Raw genomic sequence first — 18,997 nt, forward strand, 5'->3', positions numbered from 1 at the left:
TCGGCCTGACGGATGTCGGGTCTCGGCGTCAGAAGCCGAGGCGGCGGAGCTGGCGAGGGTCCCGCTGCCAGTCCTTGGCGAGTTTGACCCGCAGATCGAGGTAGACCGCGGTCCCGAGCAGGTCGGCGATCTGGAGCCGAGCCGTCTGACCGACCTCCTTGAGGCGCGATCCCTTGTGGCCGATCACAATCCCCTTCTGGGAGTCGCGCTCGACGAAGAGAGTTGCGTGGATGTCGGTCAGTTGCTTGTCCGCGTCACGCCCCTCACGCAGTGCCATCTCCTCGACGACGACCGCGATCGAGTGCGGCAGTTCGTCGCGTACGCCCTCCAGTGCCGCTTCGCGGATCAACTCGGCAACCAGGACCTCGTCCGGGCTGTCCGTCAGATCACCGTCCGGGTACAGAGCAGGACCCTCGGGCAGCAGGTCGGCCAGCAGATCGGTCAGCAGGTCGATCTGGGATCCGCCGACGCTGGAGACCGGAACGATCTCCTTCCACTCGATGCCAAGTTCGACGCCGACGGCCTGGATGTCCATCAGGTGCCGGGCGAGGCGCTCGGGCGAGACGAGATCAGTCTTCGTTGCGACCGCGACCTTGGTGGCTCGGGAGATCTTGGCCATGTCGGCGGCGATGTGTCGGTCGCCCGGGCCGACGCGCTCGTTCGCGGGGAAGCACATCGCGATCACGTCGACCTCGGACCATGTGGCGTGCACCAGGTCGTTGAGTCGCTCGCCGAGCAGGGTTCGCGGGCGGTGCAGTCCGGGCGTGTCGACCAGGATGAGTTGGGCGTCGGGGCGGTGGACGATGCCGCGTACGACCGAACGGGTGGTCTGGGGCTTGTCCGAGGTGATCACGATCTTCTGGCCCACCAACGCGTTGGTGAGTGTGGACTTGCCGGCGTTCGGCCGCCCCACGAAGGACACGAACCCGGAGCGGAACCCCGCTTGTTCAGGCGCTGTCATTCGGCCGTCTCCCTCTGCTTGTCATAGTTGTCCCAGATCTGGGCGTCGGTCAGGCCCTGGCGCTTGCCCTCGCGCCAGATCGGTCCGGGATCGACAGCCCGCGGCTGCCGCTCCTTCACCTGGCGCCAGTAGCCCATCACGTCGTACGCACTCGTGGGCATCGCGCGGTCGTGCATCAGGAATTTGCGGATCGATCGCATCTGCGCCGACTCCCCCGCCATCCAGAAATATCCGTCACCCTCGGGCCACGAGATCTCCTCAACGATCGCCGACAGCCGGCTCTGCGCACCTTGCGGCAGATGGTTGACGTCGGCTGAGGACGGGAAGTAGCCGGGAGGAATCGACGGCGCCTCGGCCCAGATCCGGACCGGTCGATCGGTCGACTCGGCGATCCGAGCCATGGCCGGAAAGGCCGTCAGGTCTCCGACCAGCATGATCCAGGCGGCGTCAGTCGCAGCAGCGTACGAACCCTTGGCATCGGTGATGGTGACCGACTGGCCGACGACGTCATCGGCAGCCCATTCGGTCACCAGCCCGCGGGAGTGCACCACGATGTCGATGGTGATGCTGTCAGCGTCGAACGAGCGGACCGTGTAGTACCGGGACTGGAACTGACCGGGGACCACCAGACCGATCCATTCATCGGCGATCCCCGTTGACTCGAATCCGTCGAGGTCGAGCACCAACCGGATCAGGTGTTCGCTGAGTTGCTCGCGGCTGCGTACGCGTGCGGTCCGCGTGCCTGCTCGAGTACTCATCGAGCCAAGGTTAGGTGACGGACGGCCCCGGATCAGAACTCGTGCCGGAGCGGGTACGCCGAGATCCCGTCGTCGGACCGCGTGGCGAGGACGTGGTGCAACTGGACCTCGTCGCGCTCGAAGCCGATTCGGGAGCCGGCGATGTACAGCCCCCAGACCTTCGCCGTACCCAGGCCGACCTCGCGTACGCACTCGTCCCAGTGCGTGACGAGGTTGCGGTTCCATTCGGCCAAGGTGCTGGCGTAGTGCAGCCGGAAGTTCTCGTGGTGCTGGACCTCGAGGCTGGCGTCCTCCATCGCCGTCACGATCGTGCCCGAGCCGGCGAGCTCACCGTCGGGGAAGACATAGCGATCGATGAACTTGCCGGTCTTCGTGGGGCGGTTGGTGCTGCGGGTGATGCAATGGTTGAGCACCCGTCCGTGCGGACGGAGCTTGCTCCGAATGAACTCGAAGTAGGCGGGGTAGTTCGCGATCCCGATGTGCTCGGTCAGTCCGATCGAACTGACGGCGTCGAAGTCGGTCTCCTCAACATGGCGGTAATCGACGAAACGCACTTCGGCGACGTCGTCGAGCCCGTCCTCCTTGATCGCTAGCCGAGCCCATTCCGCCTGCTCGGCGCTCAACGTGACGCCCAGAGCGCGTACGCCGTAGTGCTTGGCGGCGTGCCGCACCATTCCGCCCCAGCCGCAGCCGATGTCGAGAAGCCTCTGACCGGGCTGCAGATCGAGTTTGCGACAGATCAGGTCGTACTTGGCTGTCTGGGCCTCCTCCAGCGTCGCGCCTTCGTGCTCGAACACCGCGCAGGTGTAGGTCATCGACGGTCCCAGGACGTATTCGTAGAACTCGTTGGAGACGTCGTAATGGTGACGGATCGCATCAGCGTCACGCGTCTCGGAGTGCCGCGACCAGGTCCGCACACCCTCGAGCCGGAGACGCCAGCCGGGCAGGTGCTCCTCCGGCGGCGGCGACGGCGGCACGAATGACGACATCCCCAGATCTCGCACCAGCTGGGCGAGCGCGGGCACCGAAGGGCGGACGAAGTCCGTCCGGCCGAGGATGCGCGAGAGCAGCGGATAGGGATCGCCGGGGTGCACACCGTGCATCACCAGGTCGCCGGTCACGTACGCCCGCGCCAGCCCCAGATCACCCGGAGCAGTCAGCAGGTATCGCAGCGCCCGCTCGGTCCGCAGCTCCATTCCGTACTCACTCTCGGCGCCGGTGGCGCTGCCGTCGTACGCCGTCAGCCGGACCGGGAACTCGCCACTGAACAGCCCGGCAATCGTGGGTGCAATCGGTGTCGTCATCGGTGCCTCACTGCCTTGTCGTAGAGATTGGTCAATCGCTTCTGTGGGTCATGGACGGCCCTGAGCCTGTCGAGATTCGGGGTGTTGTAGAGCTCGGCGAAGGTCGCCTCGTCGTAGAAGGCCTCGGAGTAGAGCGACTTGTGGCCACCCAGCGCGGCGACTTCCGCTTCGATCGCACGGTTCTTGGGCGAGTTCGATGCGTCCTCGCCGACATGCACGGTGCCCCAGAAGCCGACATTGACGTACGTCTCCCCGGGCGCGAGTGGGTACGAAGTCCAGCGACGCTGTGCCACCAGTGGACACACCCACACCGGACGCATGCCGATCTCGCGATCGAACCAGGTCAGGAACTCCGCGAGGCGCTCGACCGGCACCTCGACATCCTGGATCACCCGCTCCCGACGTGGCCGGCCCGCCCGGTCGTCGAGGCGGTCCGCGATCCTGAATCGTCGATCGATCCCCAGCAACTTCATGTAGAAGTCACTGCGCCGCCAACGCCGCGGCCACACCCGACGGATCAATGGATGCTGCGCCCCGAACGCGCCGGAGCACCAGAACCAGTCGGTGTCCCAGCGCCAGATGTAGTCGTGGATGGTCAGGATGTCGGTGGTCCGCTGCTGGAGTGAGCGGTAGAAGATCTGTTGCCCGGTGTAGTCACTCGGGCTGCCAGAAGGACTGTCCGTCCACGTCGCCAGCGTGAGATAGAGCTCATCGGGGCTGAACGCGACGCCGTCGAGACCGTCCACAGCGACGCCTTCGTACTCACGCGTGGCCGTGATCTTCTCGATCGCCCCGGCGAGGTCGGCGCCGGAGTCGAACCGTACGTGCCTGAGTTCGACGTACGCGGGCACCGGCTCGAGCCTGATCCGCAGCCGGGCGGCGTAGCCGAGACTGCCGTAGGAGTTGGGGAACGCATCGAACAGGTCATCTCCGGGGCGAGCCGTGACGATCGCACCGTCGCCGGTGAGGACGTCCATCTCGAGAACCGATTCGTGCGGCAGCCCGTTGCGGAAGCTCGTCGACTCGATGCCGAGCCCGGTCACAGCTCCGCCCAGTGTGATCGTGCGCAGTTGCGGCACGACGTACGGGATCAGGCCGTGCGGGAGGGTGGCGTCCACCAGAGCCCCGTACGTGCACATGCCCTGCACGTCCGCGGTGCGCGCGACGGCATCCACCTCGATGACGCCGTTGAGCCCGGACACGTCCAGGCCCGGCGAGGCGCTGGCGTCCCTGGTACGGAACAGGTTGGTGGTCGACTTGGCCAGACGAACCGGTGCCCCGGTCGGAATGGAGGCGTACGAGGCCTCCAGACGGCGCACGGACTCACGATGACTCTCCCCAGACGTCACGCGTCCAACGTAACGCGTGGACTAGACCGGGGCCAGAGGTCTAGCGAGCTGGGTTCACCAGAATTGGAACGCCGGCGCCGCTGAACTCGGCCACGACAGCGCGGTCACTGTCAGTCAGCTCACCATCGGTCAGGAGCACGACCGCCTCGAGCCCCCGGGACCCCGACGAGATCGCCATCGCGACGGCGACGCCGACCGCCGACACCTGCAGCGCCTCGAGCGCCACGGTCGCCGCGGCGTACGTGCGTCCGTCGAGATCCCGCACCGCTGCGCCTTCGGCGGCGCGCGTACGCGCTCGCGTGCTGCGAGCCAGCGTCACGAGCTTGGCGTCCTCGGGGCTGAGTTCAGGAGAGGCGTGAGTCATGACCGTCCTCGGGTTCGATGAGTGAGATCAACACGGTACCGACCTTGTTCCGGCGGCCTGCGGACTCCTCCGCCTGCAGGCGGAGGCCACGGGTCTCGACCATGGCGCCCGGGATGGGGACGAGGCCCAGTTCCTTGGCAAGGAGCCCGACGACCGAATCGACCTCGTCGTCGCTGACATCCACGCCGACAAGGTCCTCGACATCGTCCAGGAGGAAGCGTGCCGGCACCCGCCAGGAGCCGTCCGGGAGCTTCTGTGGCTCCCGGTCCTCGGTGTCGTGTTCGTCGGTGATCTCCCCGACGATCTCCTCGAGGATGTCCTCGATGGTGATCAGGCCGGCCGTCCCGCCGTACTCGTCCACCACGATCGCGATGTGTTGCCGGCCGCGCTGCATGTCGGCGAGGAGCTCGTCGACCTTCTTGGAGTCGGGCACCCAGGTCACCGGCCGCATCAACTCCTCGACGCGCTCGGTCTTCTCGACGTCAGGGGCTTCGAAGTCGCGGCGAACGATGTCCTTGAGGTATGCAAAGCCGACAATGTTGTCGAGGGAGTCCTCGATCACGGGGATTCGTGAGAATCCGGATCGCAGGAACAGCGACATCGTCTGACGCAGGTTCTTGTGGCGCTCCACGAAGACGATCTCACCCCTGGGCACCATCACCTCCCGGGCACGCGTCTCGCCCAGCTCGAGCACCGAGTGGATCATCTCCCGCTCATCGTCATCGATGAGGTTGCGGTCCTCGGCCAGGTCGACCATCTCGCGCAGCTCGGTCTCGGTGGTGAACGGTCCCTTCCGGAAACCGGCGCCGGGGGTCAGGGCGTTGCCGAGCAGAATCAGCAGGCTGGGGATCGGACCCAGGATCGAGGTGACGCCGACGAGGGGAACGGCGCCGATCAGCGCCACGGTCTCAGCGTGCTGGCGTCCGACCGTACGCGGCGCAACGCCGATCGCCACGAAACTGACCACGACCATCAGCACGATCGCGATCGCTGCGGCCGGCCACCAGCCGTGCCCGGTCGCGTCGTAGAGCTCCAGGGTGACGATCACAGTAGCTGCGACCTCGGCGAGCGTACGCAGCAACAACCCTGTGTTGAGGAACCGAGCCCGGTCGTCGAGGAGGCGTACAAGCGCCGTGGCTCCCCCGCGCCTGGCTGCCGCCAGTTCGGCAGCGCGCGCGGGCGAGAAGGAGACGAGCGCAGCGTCCGCGCAGGACAGGAGCCCGGCCAGAACGACGCAGCCGGCAGCTGCGACCAGAAGTCCGATGTCGACCATCAGCGGCTACTGGGGCGCCTTCGCCTGGGAGCCCCACTCGGTCAGCAGCCGGGCCTGGAGCCCGAACATTTCCTGGTGCTCGTCGGCCTCGGCGTGGTCATAGCCCAGCAGATGCAGGATGCCGTGCGTGGTGAGCAGCTCGAGTTCCGCGAGTAGCCCGTGCCCGGCAGCCTCTCCCTGACGCTCCGCGACGGCCGGCGACAACACCAGATCACCCAGCACGCCTTCGTCCAGCTCAGCATCGAGTTCGCCGGGAAGGAGCTCGTCCATCGGGAACGCGAGCACGTCCGTCGGACCCTGCTTGCCCATCCACTGCTCGTTGAGCGTGGCGATCGTGTCCTCATCGACTGCCTTGATGCACAACTCGGCTTCCGGGTGCACCCGCATCTGGTCCATCACGAATCGGGCCAGCTTGGCGAAGTGCTCGACATCGAGGCCGAACCCGGACTCGTCGATGATCTCGATCGTCACTTTCGCTCCCGCGTGCTCTTGGTGTTCTCGATGGTCTCGTCATGCGCGTCGTACGCGGCCACGATGTGCCCGACGAGTTCATGGCGCACGACGTCGTGGCTGGTCAGCCGGTTGAAGCTGATGTCGTCGATCCCGGTGAGGATCCCTTCGACGACCTTGAGGCCGGACTGCTTGCCGCTGGGCAGGTCGGTCTGGGAGATGTCGCCGGTGACAACGATCTTCGACCCGAAACCGAGTCGCGTCAGGAACATCTTCATCTGCTCCGGTGTGGTGTTCTGCGCCTCGTCAAGGATCACGAACGCGCCCGAGAGCGTACGGCCGCGCATGTAGGCCAGTGGGGCGATCTCGATCGTGCCGCTCGCCAGGAGTCGCGGAATGAGGTCGGGGTCCAACATGTCGTGCAGCGCGTCGTACAACGGCCGCATGTACGGGTCGATCTTCTCGGTGAGGGTGCCGGGGAGGAATCCGAGGTTCTCCCCCGACTCGACCGCAGGACGGGTCAGCACGATCCGGTTGACAGTGCGGGAGGTGAGCGCCTGGACGGCCTTCGCAACGGCGAGGTACGTCTTGCCGGTGCCAGCGGGACCGATACCGAATGTGACGGTGTGCTGATCGATCGCCTCGACGTACCGCTTCTGGTTGATCGTCTTGGGCCGGATCGAGCGGCCACGATTCGTCAGGATGTTGTGCGACAGGATGTCGGCGGGCTTCTCGGCGATCTCCTCCACGACCATCCCGAGGACCCGCTCCACCGTCTCGCGGGCCAGACCCTGGCCGGTGCGCACGATCTGGATCATCTCGTCGAAGGCGCGTTCGGCCTTGGCCACATCGCGCGCAGGACCAGTGACGGTGATGCGGTTGCCGCGTACGTGCAGGGCGACACCGAGGGTCGACTCGACCAGGGTGAGGTGCTCGTCGGCGGGACCGAGGACGCTGACCGCGTTGATGCTGGCCGGGATCACCACAATGTGCTGCGCGCCGGCGGGGGCCGAGCGCAGATTGGTCCGGTTCCGGCGCTCGGTGGAGGGCTCGCTCATGTGGCCTTATCTGTCAGTGGTCGTGCGTGTCCATCCTAGGTGACCGGCGTGGCAGGGGCGACGCGGTTCGTCGACGGAGGACACTTGACCCATGCGGACGTTGCCTGCCCTGATCGCCCTCGGACTCGCTCTCACCGGATGCGGCACGACCACTGCAGCGGTGTCGGGAACGCCGACCAACTCCTCGACCCCGATCCCCACCGTGTCGATCGACACCACGCCGGTCAGCGCCAGGAGTTCGGTCGGTCAGGTCGTCCTCACCCTGTCGCAGCCGTACGGCAACACGCACGCGACGACCAGTTTCGCCGTCGTGGGGACGTCCAACTCCGTCGAGGCGAACACGCCGTGGGCGCTGACGAACGCTGCTCACAAGGTTGTCCGCCAGGGCGCGTTCACGGCTGACGGTTGGGGCGACAAGCTCTACCCGTACAGCGGGACCGTGTCCGTAGCCGGTCTCCCGGCGGGGACATACCTCTTCACCGTCCGGATCGATGACCCCTCTGACGGCGAGGGCAAGCCGGTGCCGCAGGTCTCGCGGGTCGTACTCGTCGGTTAGAACCAGCGGGGCGTACGCGACAACAGAGCGGACGCGGCCGCCACGCCCGCAGTGGACGTACGCAGCACCTCGGTGCCCATCCGGACCGTACGAGCCCCGGCGGCCTCGAACGCAGCCACCTCGTCCTCCGTCAAGCCACCCTCGGGGCCGACAATCAAGACGACCCGACCCGTCGGGGTCGGCAAGGTTTCGAACGTCGTCGTCGCAGCCTCGTGCAGGACCACCGCGAGGTCTGATCCCGCGATGATCGTCTTCACCTGACCAGTGGTCGCCATCGGCGCCACCGTGGGGAACCATGCCCGTCGCGCCTGCTTCGCCGCCTCACGAGCCGTCGCGGCCCATCGGGCGTGCGACTTCTCGGCTCGTTCGCCCTTCCAGACGGCCACCGAGCGGGCAGCCGCCCAGGGCACGATCGTGGCGACACCGATCTCGGTGAGCACCTCGACGGCCAACTCGCCGCGGTCGCCCTTCGGGATGGCCTGCACCACCGTGACCGAGGGCGTTGGTTCCTGATGGAGGCTCAGGTCGTCGACGACCACTGACAGCTCGCGCTTGCCGGTCTCGCTGATGGTGCCCGTGACGACGGTGCCGCGACCATCGACGACCATCAGTTGCTCCCCCACCCGCAGCCGGCGTACGGCCACGGCGTGGTGGGCTTCGTCACCGGTGATGGTCACCACCGATCCGACGGCGGAACCGCCCAGGTCAGGGACCAGATGCACCGGAAGCGACATGTCAGCCGACTGTCAGTGCGGTGCGACGACGTCGCGCAGGCGCCCGAAGACGCCCTTCTTGGTTGCCCGCAGCTGGCCGACGGGGCGCTGCTCGCCGCGCACGGCAGCGAGTTGCTGGAGCAACTCCTCCTGGCCCTCGTCGAGCTTCGTCGGCGTCTCCACCACGACCGTGACGATCAGGTCGCCGCGCCCACCGCGGAGGCCCGGTACGCCGCGACCCTTGATGACATGGTCGGTGCCCGACTGGGTGCCCGGACGTACGTCCAGAGCGAAGGTGCGGTCCTCCTCCGGCGTGGACTCCAGATCCGACTCCAGCGTCGGGAGCGTGAGTTTGGTGCCGAGAGCCGCCGCCGTCATCGGAAGCGTGACGACACAGTGCAGTTCGTTGCCCTGTCGGGTGAACAGATCGTGCTTCTCCACCCGGATCTCGACGTACAGATCACCTGCCGGACCCGCACCGACGCCGACCTCGCCCTGCTCGGCGAGGTGCACGCGCGTGCCGTTGTCGACGCCCGGCGGGATCGCCACCTTGAGAGTCTTGTGGGTGCGTACGCGGCCCTCGCCGGCGCAGTCGCGACACGGGTCAGCGATGACCGTGCCGTAGCCCTTGCATGCCGCGCACGGGCGGAGCGTACGGATCTCCCCTAGGAAGGAACGCTGCACCTGTGCCACTTCGCCGGCTCCGCGGCACGTCTCGCAGATGGCAGGCCGCGCGCCGGGAGCGGTCCCCGCGCCCTGACACGTCACGCACCCGATGGCCGTGTCGACCTCGAGCTCCTTGGTGACGCCGAACGCAGCCTCGGCCAGCGAGATGTCGAGCCGGATCAGGGCATCCTGTCCACGACGTTGGCGCGGGCGCGGGCCACGGTTCTGCGCCGTGCCGCCGCCCTGGCCGAAGAACGCGTCCATGATGTCGGTGAAGGTGAAGCCCTGACCGAAGCCGCCGAAGACACCATCGCCGCCGCGGTCGTACGCCGCCCGCTTCTGCGGGTCACTCAGGATCTCATACGCGTGGGAGACATCCTTGAACTTCTCCTGCGCGATCGGGTCCGGGTTGACGTCCGGGTGGTTCTCCCGGGCGAGCTTCCGGTACGCCTTCTTGATGGTGGCGTCGTCGGCGTCCTTCGGGACACCAAGCACCTCATAGGGATCCAACGTCTTCTCTCATTCGTCGTGGACGGGCAGCCGCACGCGGCTCAGTTGCCGTCGAGGATGCGGGACAAGTAGCGGGCGACGGCGTGGACGGAGCCCATCGCCGATGAATAGTCCATCCGGGTGGGGCCGACGACACCGAGCGCCGCCACGGAATCCGCACCGGGGCCGTAGCCGGCGGCGACCACGCTGGTGGCGGCGAGTTCCTGGACGGGGCCCTCCGTGCCGATCCTGACGGTGACTGAATCACCGGCAGCCTGCTCCCCCAGCAGGGTGAGCAGGACGACGTGCTCCTCGAGGGCTTCCAGCAGGGGACGTACGGCCGTGTCGAAACTGTCGCCGTACCGCGCGAGGTTGCTTGCCCCGGCGACGGCCACCCGCTGGCCGCCACGCTCGTCGCTGAGCGCCTCGAGGATCGTGGTCACGACTGGCGCAGCGATCGGCGAGGCCGGAATGTGCTGGAGGCCGATGGCTGCATCGGGGATCGTCCTGCCCTCGGTGGCGGCGTTGACCCAGGCACGCATGGCCGCCAGATCATCGACGGCAACCGGGGCCGTGGTCTCAATGAGGCGCTGCTCGACCCGGCCCGTGCTGAGGATGAGGACCACGAGCAGTCGCGTCGGGGCGACCTCGACCAGCTCGATGTGTCGCACGGTGGACCGGGTGAGCGTCGGGTACTGAACGACAGCGACCTGGCGGGTCAGTTGACTGAGGAGGCGGACGCTGCGATGCACCACGTCGTCGAGATCCACCGCTCCGTCGAGGAACGTCGTGATCGCGCGCTTCTCACCGCTGGTCATCGGTCGCACGGTGGCGAGGCGGTCGACGAACAGTCGGTACCCCTTGTCCGTCGGTACGCGTCCGGCGCTGGTGTGGGGCTGGCTGATGTAGCCCTCGTCCTCCAGGGCAGCCATGTCGTTGCGGACGGTGGCGGGGCTGACGCCCAGGCCGTGCCGCTCGACGAGCGCCTTGGACCCGACGGGCTCATGGGTGGAGACGTAGTCCTCGACGATGGCGCGGAGGACCGCGAGGCGGCGATCGCTGTGCGAGTTCGCACCCTGCATCTCCGCCTCCTCTGGCACTCGTCCGACTGGAGTGCCAATGCTACCTGCTGGCACCCGGTCAGCCCGCCCACGCACGGAGTGGGACTCGTGTGTCTCCAGTGACGTCTGAGAAGGTTGGGGCATGGTTGACCGGTACGGAAGCGATGTTCTCGCAGGCGATTGGCGTACGCCCGCCCGCGGCCGGACCGTGGACGTCCCCGCCACCCTCGGGGACGTCGTCGAAGAGGTCAGCACTGGCTTCTGCGGTGAGATCGTCGGTGTCGACCGGCAACTCAGCACGGTCACGCTTGAGGATCGTCGGCTCAAGCGGCGTACGTTCGAACTCGGCCCTGGATTCCTGCACGAGGGCCGACCAGTCGCGCTGGTCGCTGCGGCAACCTCTGCTGCACCAGCGGCACCGGCGCGTACCGCCTCTGGCTCCATCGCCGTCCAGGGTGTGCGTGCGCGTACCGCCCGCGCCTCGCGGATCTTCGTCGAGGGCCGCCACGACGCCGAGCTCGTGGAGAAGGTCTGGGGCGACGACTTGCGGATCGAGGGCGTGGTCGTGGAATTCCTCGGCGGCGTCGACGATCTGGCCGATCATCTGATGGACTTCAAGCCCGGACCCGGTCGCAAGGTCGGCGTCCTGGTGGACCACCTCGTACGCGGCTCCAAGGAGTCCCGGATCGCCGATGCGATTGTCCGCGGACCCAACGGGGCACACGTACGCATCGTCGGCCACCCGTTCATCGACGTCTGGCAGGCGGTGAAGCCGGATCGGCTCGGACTGTCGGCCTGGCCCACGATCCCGCGGTCGATCGAGTGGAAGAAGGGCATCTGCCAACACATGGGCTGGCCGCATCGCGATCAGGCCGACATCGCACGGGCGTGGAAGTTCATCCTCTCGAAGGTGAACTCCTACGACGACCTCGAGCCGGCCCTGCTCGGCCGCGTCGAGGAGCTGATCGACTTCGTCACGGTCGACTGACCGCCGAGACCCGGCAAATGTCAGCCGAGACCCGACGTCTGACAGGTCGAGACCCGACGTTTGTCAGTCGAGCAGGTCGCGTACGACTCCGTCGGCGAGCAGCCTGCCAGCATCGGTGAGCACCAGCCGCTCACCGCGTCGCTGGAGCAGCCCCCGCCCCACCTGCGCATCGATGGCCTGCTCATTGCCGATCACAGCGGTCGGCATCCCGTCGCTCAGCCGCAACTCCAGGAGCACCCGCTCGATCCGCCGGTCCTCATCGGTCAGGAGTTCACGCCCTGCCGCCGGGCTCTCCCCGGCGGCCAGGCGAGCCGCGTACGCGGTCGGATGCTTCGCGTTCCACCACCGGGTGCCGTTGACGTGGCTGTGTGCTCCGGGCCCGATGCCCCACCAATCGCCGCCCTGCCAGTACAGCATGTTGTGCCGGCAGCGCGCGTCTGTTGACGTGGCCCAGTTCGACACCTCGTACCAACCGAATCCGCGCGCCCGCAGCATTCGGTCGGCGACCTCGTACTTGTCGGCGAAATCGTCCTCCTCGGGCATCGGCACCTCGCCACGGCGTACGCGCCGTGCCAACGCCGTGCCGTCCTCGACGATGAGCGAGTACGCAGAAATGTGATTGGGGTCGCACGTGAGCGCGGCGTCGAGCGACGCCTCCCAGTCGGCCATCGACTCGCCGGGCGTGCCGTAGATCAGGTCCAGAGAGACCTGCTCGAAACCCGCCTCCCGCGCCCACGCGACGGCCTGGGGCACCCGGGCAGGGTCGTGGGTCCGGTCCAGGACTGCGAGTACGTGCGGGACTGCCGACTGCATCCCGAAGGAGATCCGGGTGAACCCACCTTCGCGGAGGGTCTGCAGCGACTCCAACGACACTGAATCCGGGTTCGCCTCGGTGGTGATCTCGGCATCTGTGGCCAGATCGAACTGATCGCGGATCGCGACGAGCATCGCCACGAGGTCCTCAGCGGGCAGCAGCGTCGGCGTACCCCCTCCGAAGAAGACGGTGTCGACCGTCGCCGGTCCGAGGATTCGTCGCGACAACTCGATCTCGGCGATCGCCTGCGAGGCGTACGTACTCTGCGAGACGCCCGGGCCGAGCTCGGTGGCGGTGTAGGTGTTGAAGTCGCAGTAGCCACAGCGCACCGAGCAGAACGGCACATGGACGTAGAAGCCGAGGCCCCTGCCGCTGAGTGTGGTCGGGAGCGAGCCGTCAGCCGGCGCGGGCTCGCCGTCGGGCAGGGCAGAGGGCATGAGCGATGTCAGGCCGGGCGCGACAACGTGTCAACGAGGTCGAATTGCACCCACACACGGTTGCCATCCCGACGGACCACGCGACCCGCAAGACTCTCCCCATCTGCATCCACGACTGAGACAACATCCAGAAGTTGGGGGTCGAACGTCGGGTCATCGCATCGAGGCCCTTGGGATATCCAGGTCTCCACGATGAGGTCGGACCCAACTTCGTTGGGGTCGTAGACCAAATCGCTCGCAACCATGATTGCATTGTACGGGTCTCTCTCAGCGGAAGTCGCGAGATCGGTGGCGCCACTCCAGGGCTTCGGCAGCGCTCATGAAGAGCTCGCTCATCGGGGACAGTTTGTCCGCGATGAGGTTGGTGACCCCGTCATTGCGTTCGAGGATGCCGCGGATCAGCAGGACCGAGTTGGTCGTCGCAGTCTTGCGATACCGCCCCCACACGCCCGCACTGCAGACCACGTTGAGCATGCCGCTCTCATCCTCGAGATTGAGGAATGTCACTCCGCCGGCCGTCCCGGGTCGCTGGCGGTGCGTCACCAATCCAGCCACGGTGAGCCGGCGGCCGGATTCCAGCGTCGTCAGGTCGCGGATACACGGCAGCCCAGACGCAGTGAGCGAGTCGCGCAGATGCGCAAAGGGATGGCTGTCGGGAGTCATGCCGGTCGCCCACAGATCCGCCAGAACTGTCTCGACCTGGTTCATCTCGGCCAGTTGCGGGGTCTCCGGAGTCATCCGAAGCCCATCGAGGTGATCCTCTGACTCGGTCCACCCCGCCTGCCAGAGCGCCTCGCGACGACTCATCTGGTCAATGGCGCCGGCGGTCGCCAAGGCTTCCAGTTGAGTCGCATCGAGGCCGGCTCTCCGGGACAGATCCTGAAGATCGGTGAACGGTCGTTCCTCGCGCGCGGTGACGATCCGCCGGGCGACCTCCAGCCCGATCCCCCGCACCGAGTCCAACCCGAGCCGTACCGCAAGATTCGCATCCCGGCGGTGTATCGGCGTCGGATCCGGCGTACCTGGCACCCACTCGGCCGGCTGTGAGTCGGACATGCAGGAATCGATGCCTGTCGGAACGGCCGTCCCCACCAGCGGTTCCATGTCTGCCTGGGCGGCGGAATGGTTCAGTGAGGGCCCCCTCACCTCGACCCCGTGGCGACGCGCGTCCTGGGTGAGTGACTGTGGCGAGTAGAACCCCATCGGTTGGGCCCGGAGAAGTGCAGCCAGGAAGATGCCCGGGTAGTGAAGCTTGAACCAGCTCGACGAATAGACCAGCTTGGCGAACGACAACGCGTGCGACTCCGCGAAACCGAAGTTCGCGAACGACAGGATCTGGACGTACACGGCCTTGGCCGTCTGCTCCGACATCTCCTTCGCGAGCATCCCGTCCATCAGCTGCGTCTTGAGGGATTCGATCCGCTCAATGCCTCGTTTGGACCCCATCGCCCGCCTCAACAGATCCGCGTCATCGACGGAGAAGTCGCCCAGGACGCGCCCCATGTCCATCAACTGCTCCTGGAACAACGGGACCCCCCTGGTCCGCTCCAGAATCGGTTCGAGCAGCGGGTGGGCGTACTCGATCGGCTCCCTGCCGGTCGCACGACGTACGTAGGGGTGCACGGCGCCGCCCTGGATCGGGCCGGGACGGATCAGCGCGATCTCGATCGCGAGGTCGTAGAAGCACCGCGGAAGCAGCCGGGGCAGTGTCCCGATCTGCGCACGACTCTCCACCTGGAAGACCCCGATCGAATCGGCTCGGCAGAGCATGTCGTAGACCGCCGGCTCTTCCTTCGGGACCGAGGCCAGCTCCCACGGCTCCCCCAGATGCTCACCGGTCATCCGCATCATGTGATCCAGCGCCGAGAGCATCCCCAGACCGAGCAGATCAAACTTGACCAGGCCCATGTATTCGCAACCGTCCTTGTCCCACTGCAGGACGGTGCGGTTGTCCATCCGGGCACGCTCGATCGGGACCACTTCTCCGATCGGTTCCTCGGTCAGGATCATCCCGCCGGAGTGGATGCCGAGATGACGCGGAGCCCCGAGGAACTCCCCCGCCAGGGTGATCACCGGCGCCGGGATGTCCTCACTCTCCACCGATGTCCATGAGCTGATGTGTTTGGACCAGGCATCCTGCTGGCCGACCGAATAGCCCAGCGCCTTGGCCGCGTCCCGGACCGCCATCTTCGGGCGGTATCCCACGATGTTCGCCACCTGAGCGGCATTGCGCCGACCGTATTCGCGGTAGACCCACTGGATCACCTCCTCCCGACGGTCCGAGTCGAAATCGACATCGATGTCGGGTTCCTCCTCACGATGTTCGGAGATGAACCTCTGGAACGGGAGGTTGTAGAAGACCGGGTCGATCGCGGTGATCCCCAGGGCGTAACAGACTGCACTGGCGGCTGCCGATCCTCGTCCCTGGCAGAGGATCTCCTGGGACCGGGCGTACGCGACGATGTCATGGACGATCACGAAGTAGCCGGAGAAATCCTTGCGCCCGATGACATCGAGTTCATGCTCGATCGTGGCTCTCGCCCTGGCGACGAAGGCTGGATCGTCGGCGTTCGCCTGTGCGTACCTGACCTCAAAACCCTCCTCGGTCAGATGTCGGAGCCAGGAGGTCGCAGTGTGTCCCTCGGGTATCCCGCGCTTGGGCAGTTTCGGTTTCGCCTTGAGCAGGTCGAACGCACATGCGTCAGCCACCTCCACCGTCCGCGCCACCGCGTCGGGATAGCGCACGAACCGCTCAGCCATCTCGACGCCGCTGCGCACGTACGCCGTCGGGCCCGGCAGCCAACCGCCCATCTCGACCAGGCTCCGTCGTCCCCTGACCGCAGCCACGGCATCAGCCAATCGATGATGATCCGGACTGGCGTAGTGGACGTTGTTGGTGGCCACGATCGGGAGCCCCAGTGCCTCGGCCATGGCAGCACGGCGATCGTTGACCTGGGTGTCCAGCGGCCCACCACGATCGGTGAGTTCGACGTAGACGCTGTCTGCGCCGAACCAGTCGACCAGGAGCTGTGGACGCTCGCCGAAGCCCTTACGACATCCGGTCAGCACGACCCAGTGACCACGCCCCCGATCGACCAGCTCATCGAGGTCATAGACCGGCCGCCCCTTCTCGTCGCCTCGCAGGTGCGCCTCGGTCATCGCGCCAGCCAGCCGCCGATAGCCGTCCACCCCTCTGGCCAGGACGAGCAGATGCTCACCCGCCGGGTCGGGGTTCCCGTTCTGCGGGCCCGGAAGATCCAGAGAGAGCTCCGCGCCGTAGATCGTCAGCACGTCACCGGCGGCCTTGGCTGCCTCCGCGAACAAAGGTGCTCCGTAGAACCCGTCGTGATCAGTCAGGGCGATCCCATGCAGGCCCTGGCGGGCGGCTTCCTCGATCAGTTTGTCCGGCCCAGAGGCACCGTCGAGGAACGAGAAATTCGAGTGCGCGTGCAGTTCCGCGTACGGCACGACCACTTCGGGCCGCTCTATCTCGAGCGAGGTCAGACGTTTGCGTTTGCGGGTGATCGGCGCCTCGGACTGCAGATCCGCCTTGCCGGAGAGTCGACGTTCCAGTTCCGACCAGGGAACGTTCGGGTTGCTCCACCCCATCAGTCGTACAACGCCTCGGTGAACCAGTCCCCGCCGGCGTATGCCATCAGGAAGGCGCGTCCGTCCGCCCCCACCACCTGGAACCGTGCCAGTCCGCGGGCCGGTGCGTCCCACCACTGCTCGGCGACCGCCCACGGCCCGGCCCAGGCTGACACCATCTGCCAGTCCTCCCACGGCCCGGGCTTGAACCGGGCCGGCGGCGACGACATCTGATCGCGACCGCGTACGACCACCGGGCGTTGCGCGGCGTCCACGACAGCGGCCGGCGCTGGCGTCGGGAGTACGCGCGCGGGCGCAGGCGGCGGGATCGATCCCGGCCACGGCAGCTCGCGCGATCTCAGGTCGACGGCGCGTTCACCCCAGGGCACGGTGTGCTGACGCTCGGCCGGAGCTCGTCCGCCCTGCAGCATCGGGGTGACCACGGACTCGTGGCCGAGCATCCCCTGGACACGTGCGATGCCCCGCTCCACGCGGGCATCGGTGCCGCCCCAGAGGCCATCGGCGTGCACGGACTCGTCCACCACCGCCTGCGGCACGAACCGGACCACCTCCACCGCCGACCGCAGGTCACCTGCCCTCAGCGTGCCGACGAGTTGCCAGTGCAGCCGATCGATCATGTCCGTCGAGGCGAACCACCGCGGATGCAGCCAGACCCGCTCCGAAGCGATCACACCGTCGGCCTCGACCTGGATGAGCAGTTCGGTGCAGACCAGTTGTCGCATCCCGAGCTGGGTGACGAATCGCTCCGCCGCCTCCTTCGCGCTGAAGCAGACCGTCTCGGCGCTCTCCAGCGGCGGCTCGAATCGCACCTCGGTGACCAGGTCCGGAGGAGGCGTACGCCCGCTGACGGGACGGGTGCCGTGCCCGCGGATCACCCGCTGGACCCAGGCCGCCTGCGACCCGAATCGGGTCCGGACCTCCGGCAGGTCGGCCAACTCCCCAAGCGTCTGCAACCCCAACCGCTGCAGCAGCGACACCGCGCTCTGGTCCTCCAGCGCCTCCACGGGCAGTTGCCGCAGGAAAGGCGTCGATTCCTCGACCACAAAGGTCTGCTGCGTCGAGGCCCTCCGGGCAGCCTGCTCGGCGGTGAACAGTTCGTCCGCAACGCCGATGCGTACGTCCCACACACCCAGGTCGACCACCCGCTCGGCCAGCACTGCCCCAGCTTCGGGTTCTCCGCCGTAGAACCGACCCGGTGACCGCAACGCGGCCAGACCCGGCCGCAGCGGCATCACCCCTGGTCGCAGCGCCTCCAACGCGCTCAGGACACCTTCGAAGGCCCGGGTGTCGCGATCCGGGTTCGCGGTCAGCACTGCCAACTCCGGGCAGCGCGACTGGGCATCACGTCGACGCATCTGCCGCCGGATCCCGTAGTCGCGTGCCGAGGTGTTGCACGCCTGCACCCGATTGGCCGCGAACACCGCCGCCGGCAGGTGCCGCGGCATGTCCTGCTCCTGCAGCGCAGCCGCGACCGGCCAGTCAGGGCACCAGACCACCATCGTGCGAGACACGATTCAGCCCACCTCCCTCATCGCAGTGACTGTCCTGTCAGCAGCCCTGAGGCCACCGTCCGCCGCCGGAAACCACACCGGGACACGTGCGATCGGAGCCGATCCGCGCTGAGCCTCGATGACCACCTGACGCGCAGTGAGCACGCCATGCCCCTCCCCGAGACCGCTCCAGCGCGGCTGGGTCATCCGCAGGCGCATCTCGGCCCGGGGCCAGTCGCCGATGGCCAGCAGGGCTGCGCTGCGGGTCCTCAGTCGGGCAGCCAGGCGCTCGGCAGTCCGCTCGGTCACCCGTACCGGCGGTCGCACGACGACACAGGCGGTCACGTCGATCAACGCAGCGGTGGCCTCCAGCCAGGACTCACCCGGGTCGGGGACGAGGATCAACCGCTCTAGCACGATCCCGAGCTCACTGGCAGCCTCCAGCCCCAGATCAGGGACGCCGACGACCGCGCACCACTCGCCCGCTGCGCTCGGACCAGCCATCAGTGCCATCGCCAACGTCGCACCGTCCAGCGCGTACGCCCCGCCTGCCCGCAGTTGGACGACCCCGCTCAGGGCGGGGTGGGTCGGGATCTCGCGTCCCATGACCGGGGCCTGCATCCGTCGCATCCGGGCGCGAAGGTGTTCAATCTCCTC

The 18,997-nt window shown here is 67.2% G+C and carries 17 protein-coding genes; 2 read left to right on the forward strand and 15 right to left on the reverse strand.

The genetic code is table 11. The annotated features are described in order from the left end of the window. Positions 1 to 28: 28 nt before the first annotated feature. The 8 genes from era to KCTC_RS01885 form a co-directional block, all read right to left on the reverse strand. Positions 29 to 961 (reverse strand): GTPase Era, encoded by a 933-nt coding sequence (era, locus tag KCTC_RS01850; RefSeq protein WP_125566228.1) that lies wholly within the window; start codon positions 959 to 961, stop codon positions 29 to 31. Further along, the gene (locus KCTC_RS01855; RefSeq protein ID WP_125566230.1) at positions 958 to 1,719 is read right to left on the reverse strand and encodes a siderophore-interacting protein; all 762 of its coding nucleotides are present in this window, start codon (positions 1,717 to 1,719) and stop codon (positions 958 to 960) included. The genes era and KCTC_RS01855 overlap by 4 nt, the downstream gene beginning before the upstream one ends. 32 nt (positions 1,720 to 1,751) lie before the next feature. After that, the gene (locus KCTC_RS01860; protein WP_125566232.1) at positions 1,752 to 3,023 is read right to left on the reverse strand and encodes an SAM-dependent methyltransferase; all 1,272 of its coding nucleotides are present in this window, start codon (positions 3,021 to 3,023) and stop codon (positions 1,752 to 1,754) included. Further along, the gene (locus KCTC_RS01865; protein WP_125566234.1) at positions 3,020 to 4,342 is read right to left on the reverse strand and encodes an FAD-binding oxidoreductase; all 1,323 of its coding nucleotides are present in this window, start codon (positions 4,340 to 4,342) and stop codon (positions 3,020 to 3,022) included. Before KCTC_RS01865 ends, KCTC_RS01860 begins: the two co-directional genes overlap by 4 nt. Before the next feature lie 70 nt (positions 4,343 to 4,412). Then, on the reverse strand, positions 4,413 to 4,736 hold the full coding sequence (locus KCTC_RS01870) for a cytidine/deoxycytidylate deaminase family protein (protein WP_125566236.1): 324 nt from the start codon (positions 4,734 to 4,736) through the stop codon (positions 4,413 to 4,415). Next, positions 4,717 to 6,009: a hemolysin family protein gene (locus tag KCTC_RS01875; RefSeq protein ID WP_125566238.1), complete on the reverse strand. Its 1,293-nt coding sequence runs from the start codon at positions 6,007 to 6,009 to the stop codon at positions 4,717 to 4,719. The genes KCTC_RS01870 and KCTC_RS01875 overlap by 20 nt, the downstream gene beginning before the upstream one ends. A gap of 6 nt (positions 6,010 to 6,015) precedes the next feature. Beyond that, a complete protein-coding gene (gene ybeY / locus KCTC_RS01880; protein ID WP_125566240.1) occupies positions 6,016 to 6,480 on the reverse strand; it encodes an rRNA maturation RNase YbeY in 465 nt (154 codons plus the stop codon). Next, entirely contained in the window at positions 6,477 to 7,517 is a 1,041-nt protein-coding gene (locus KCTC_RS01885) for a PhoH family protein (RefSeq protein WP_125566242.1), read from the reverse strand. The genes ybeY and KCTC_RS01885 overlap by 4 nt, the downstream gene beginning before the upstream one ends. 91 nt (positions 7,518 to 7,608) lie before the next feature. On the opposite strand from KCTC_RS01885, the gene KCTC_RS01890 reads away from it, so the two are divergent. Then, the gene (locus KCTC_RS01890) at positions 7,609 to 8,073 is read left to right on the forward strand and encodes a Gmad2 immunoglobulin-like domain-containing protein (protein WP_125566244.1); all 465 of its coding nucleotides are present in this window, start codon (positions 7,609 to 7,611) and stop codon (positions 8,071 to 8,073) included. Here KCTC_RS01890 and KCTC_RS01895 read toward each other — a convergent pair. Genes KCTC_RS01895 through hrcA form a run of 3 tightly spaced genes read right to left on the reverse strand, consistent with a single transcriptional unit; the run spans position 8,070 to position 11,023 of the window. Next, complete coding sequence (locus KCTC_RS01895) at positions 8,070 to 8,807, reverse strand: 16S rRNA (uracil(1498)-N(3))-methyltransferase (protein ID WP_125566246.1); 738 nt, start codon at positions 8,805 to 8,807, stop codon at positions 8,070 to 8,072. The two genes, KCTC_RS01890 and KCTC_RS01895, sit on opposite strands and share 4 nt — an antisense overlap. A 12-nt stretch (positions 8,808 to 8,819) precedes the next feature. Then, positions 8,820 to 9,962: a molecular chaperone DnaJ gene (gene dnaJ, locus KCTC_RS01900; protein WP_125566248.1), complete on the reverse strand. Its 1,143-nt coding sequence runs from the start codon at positions 9,960 to 9,962 to the stop codon at positions 8,820 to 8,822. 41 nt (positions 9,963 to 10,003) lie between these two features. Further along, positions 10,004 to 11,023 carry a heat-inducible transcriptional repressor HrcA gene (hrcA, locus tag KCTC_RS01905; RefSeq protein WP_125566250.1) on the reverse strand — a complete coding sequence of 340 codons (1,020 nt, stop codon included), beginning with the start codon at positions 11,021 to 11,023 and terminating at the stop codon, positions 10,004 to 10,006. A gap of 121 nt (positions 11,024 to 11,144) precedes the next feature. Between hrcA and KCTC_RS01910 the strand changes: the two genes are divergently transcribed. Continuing rightward, complete coding sequence (locus tag KCTC_RS01910; protein ID WP_125566252.1) at positions 11,145 to 11,990, forward strand: DUF3097 domain-containing protein; 846 nt, start codon at positions 11,145 to 11,147, stop codon at positions 11,988 to 11,990. A 63-nt stretch (positions 11,991 to 12,053) separates the two neighbouring features. On the opposite strand, the gene hemW is transcribed toward KCTC_RS01910, so the two are convergent. The 4 genes from hemW to KCTC_RS01930 all read right to left on the reverse strand — a co-directional run bounded on the left by hemW (position 12,054) and on the right by KCTC_RS01930 (position 18,961). After that, positions 12,054 to 13,241: a radical SAM family heme chaperone HemW gene (gene hemW / locus KCTC_RS01915; RefSeq protein ID WP_125566254.1), complete on the reverse strand. Its 1,188-nt coding sequence runs from the start codon at positions 13,239 to 13,241 to the stop codon at positions 12,054 to 12,056. Between the two features lie 267 nt (positions 13,242 to 13,508). Then, on the reverse strand, positions 13,509 to 16,850 hold the full coding sequence (locus KCTC_RS01920) for an error-prone DNA polymerase (RefSeq protein WP_125566256.1): 3,342 nt from the start codon (positions 16,848 to 16,850) through the stop codon (positions 13,509 to 13,511). Further along, a complete protein-coding gene (locus KCTC_RS01925) occupies positions 16,850 to 18,361 on the reverse strand; it encodes a DNA polymerase Y family protein (RefSeq protein ID WP_231998790.1) in 1,512 nt (503 codons plus the stop codon). Before KCTC_RS01925 ends, KCTC_RS01920 begins: the two co-directional genes overlap by 1 nt. 3 nt (positions 18,362 to 18,364) lie before the next feature. Further along, positions 18,365 to 18,961 carry a hypothetical protein gene (locus KCTC_RS01930; protein WP_231998791.1) on the reverse strand — a complete coding sequence of 199 codons (597 nt, stop codon included), beginning with the start codon at positions 18,959 to 18,961 and terminating at the stop codon, positions 18,365 to 18,367. Positions 18,962 to 18,997 lie beyond the last annotated feature (36 nt).

Origin of the sequence: Nocardioides baekrokdamisoli (assembly GCF_003945325.1) — a bacterium.
Lineage (GTDB): Bacteria > Actinomycetota > Actinomycetes > Propionibacteriales > Nocardioidaceae > Nocardioides > Nocardioides baekrokdamisoli.

Excerpts from the sequence above, each read along its gene's own strand:
- KCTC_RS01855 (WP_125566230.1), bottom strand. The coding sequence starts at position 1,719 with ATGAGTACTCGAGCAGGCACGCGGACCGCACGCGTACGCAGCCGCGAG.
- KCTC_RS01860 (WP_125566232.1), bottom strand. The coding sequence starts at position 3,023 with ATGACGACACCGATTGCACCCACGATTGCCGGGCTGTTCAGTGGCGAG.
- KCTC_RS01875 (WP_125566238.1), bottom strand. The coding sequence starts at position 6,009 with ATGGTCGACATCGGACTTCTGGTCGCAGCTGCCGGCTGCGTCGTTCTG.
- KCTC_RS01885 (WP_125566242.1), bottom strand. The coding sequence starts at position 7,517 with ATGAGCGAGCCCTCCACCGAGCGCCGGAACCGGACCAATCTGCGCTCG.
- hemW (WP_125566254.1), bottom strand. The coding sequence starts at position 13,241 with ATGCCCTCTGCCCTGCCCGACGGCGAGCCCGCGCCGGCTGACGGCTCG.
- KCTC_RS01870 (WP_125566236.1), bottom strand. The coding sequence starts at position 4,736 with ATGACTCACGCCTCTCCTGAACTCAGCCCCGAGGACGCCAAGCTCGTG.
- KCTC_RS01910 (WP_125566252.1), top strand. The coding sequence starts at position 11,145 with ATGGTTGACCGGTACGGAAGCGATGTTCTCGCAGGCGATTGGCGTACG.
- KCTC_RS01930 (WP_231998791.1), bottom strand. The coding sequence starts at position 18,961 with ATGCAGGCCCCGGTCATGGGACGCGAGATCCCGACCCACCCCGCCCTG.
- hrcA (WP_125566250.1), bottom strand. The coding sequence starts at position 11,023 with ATGCAGGGTGCGAACTCGCACAGCGATCGCCGCCTCGCGGTCCTCCGC.
- era (WP_125566228.1), bottom strand. The coding sequence starts at position 961 with ATGACAGCGCCTGAACAAGCGGGGTTCCGCTCCGGGTTCGTGTCCTTC.
- KCTC_RS01890 (WP_125566244.1), top strand. The coding sequence starts at position 7,609 with ATGCGGACGTTGCCTGCCCTGATCGCCCTCGGACTCGCTCTCACCGGA.
- KCTC_RS01895 (WP_125566246.1), bottom strand. The coding sequence starts at position 8,807 with ATGTCGCTTCCGGTGCATCTGGTCCCTGACCTGGGCGGTTCCGCCGTC.
- KCTC_RS01920 (WP_125566256.1), bottom strand. The coding sequence starts at position 16,850 with ATGGGGTGGAGCAACCCGAACGTTCCCTGGTCGGAACTGGAACGTCGA.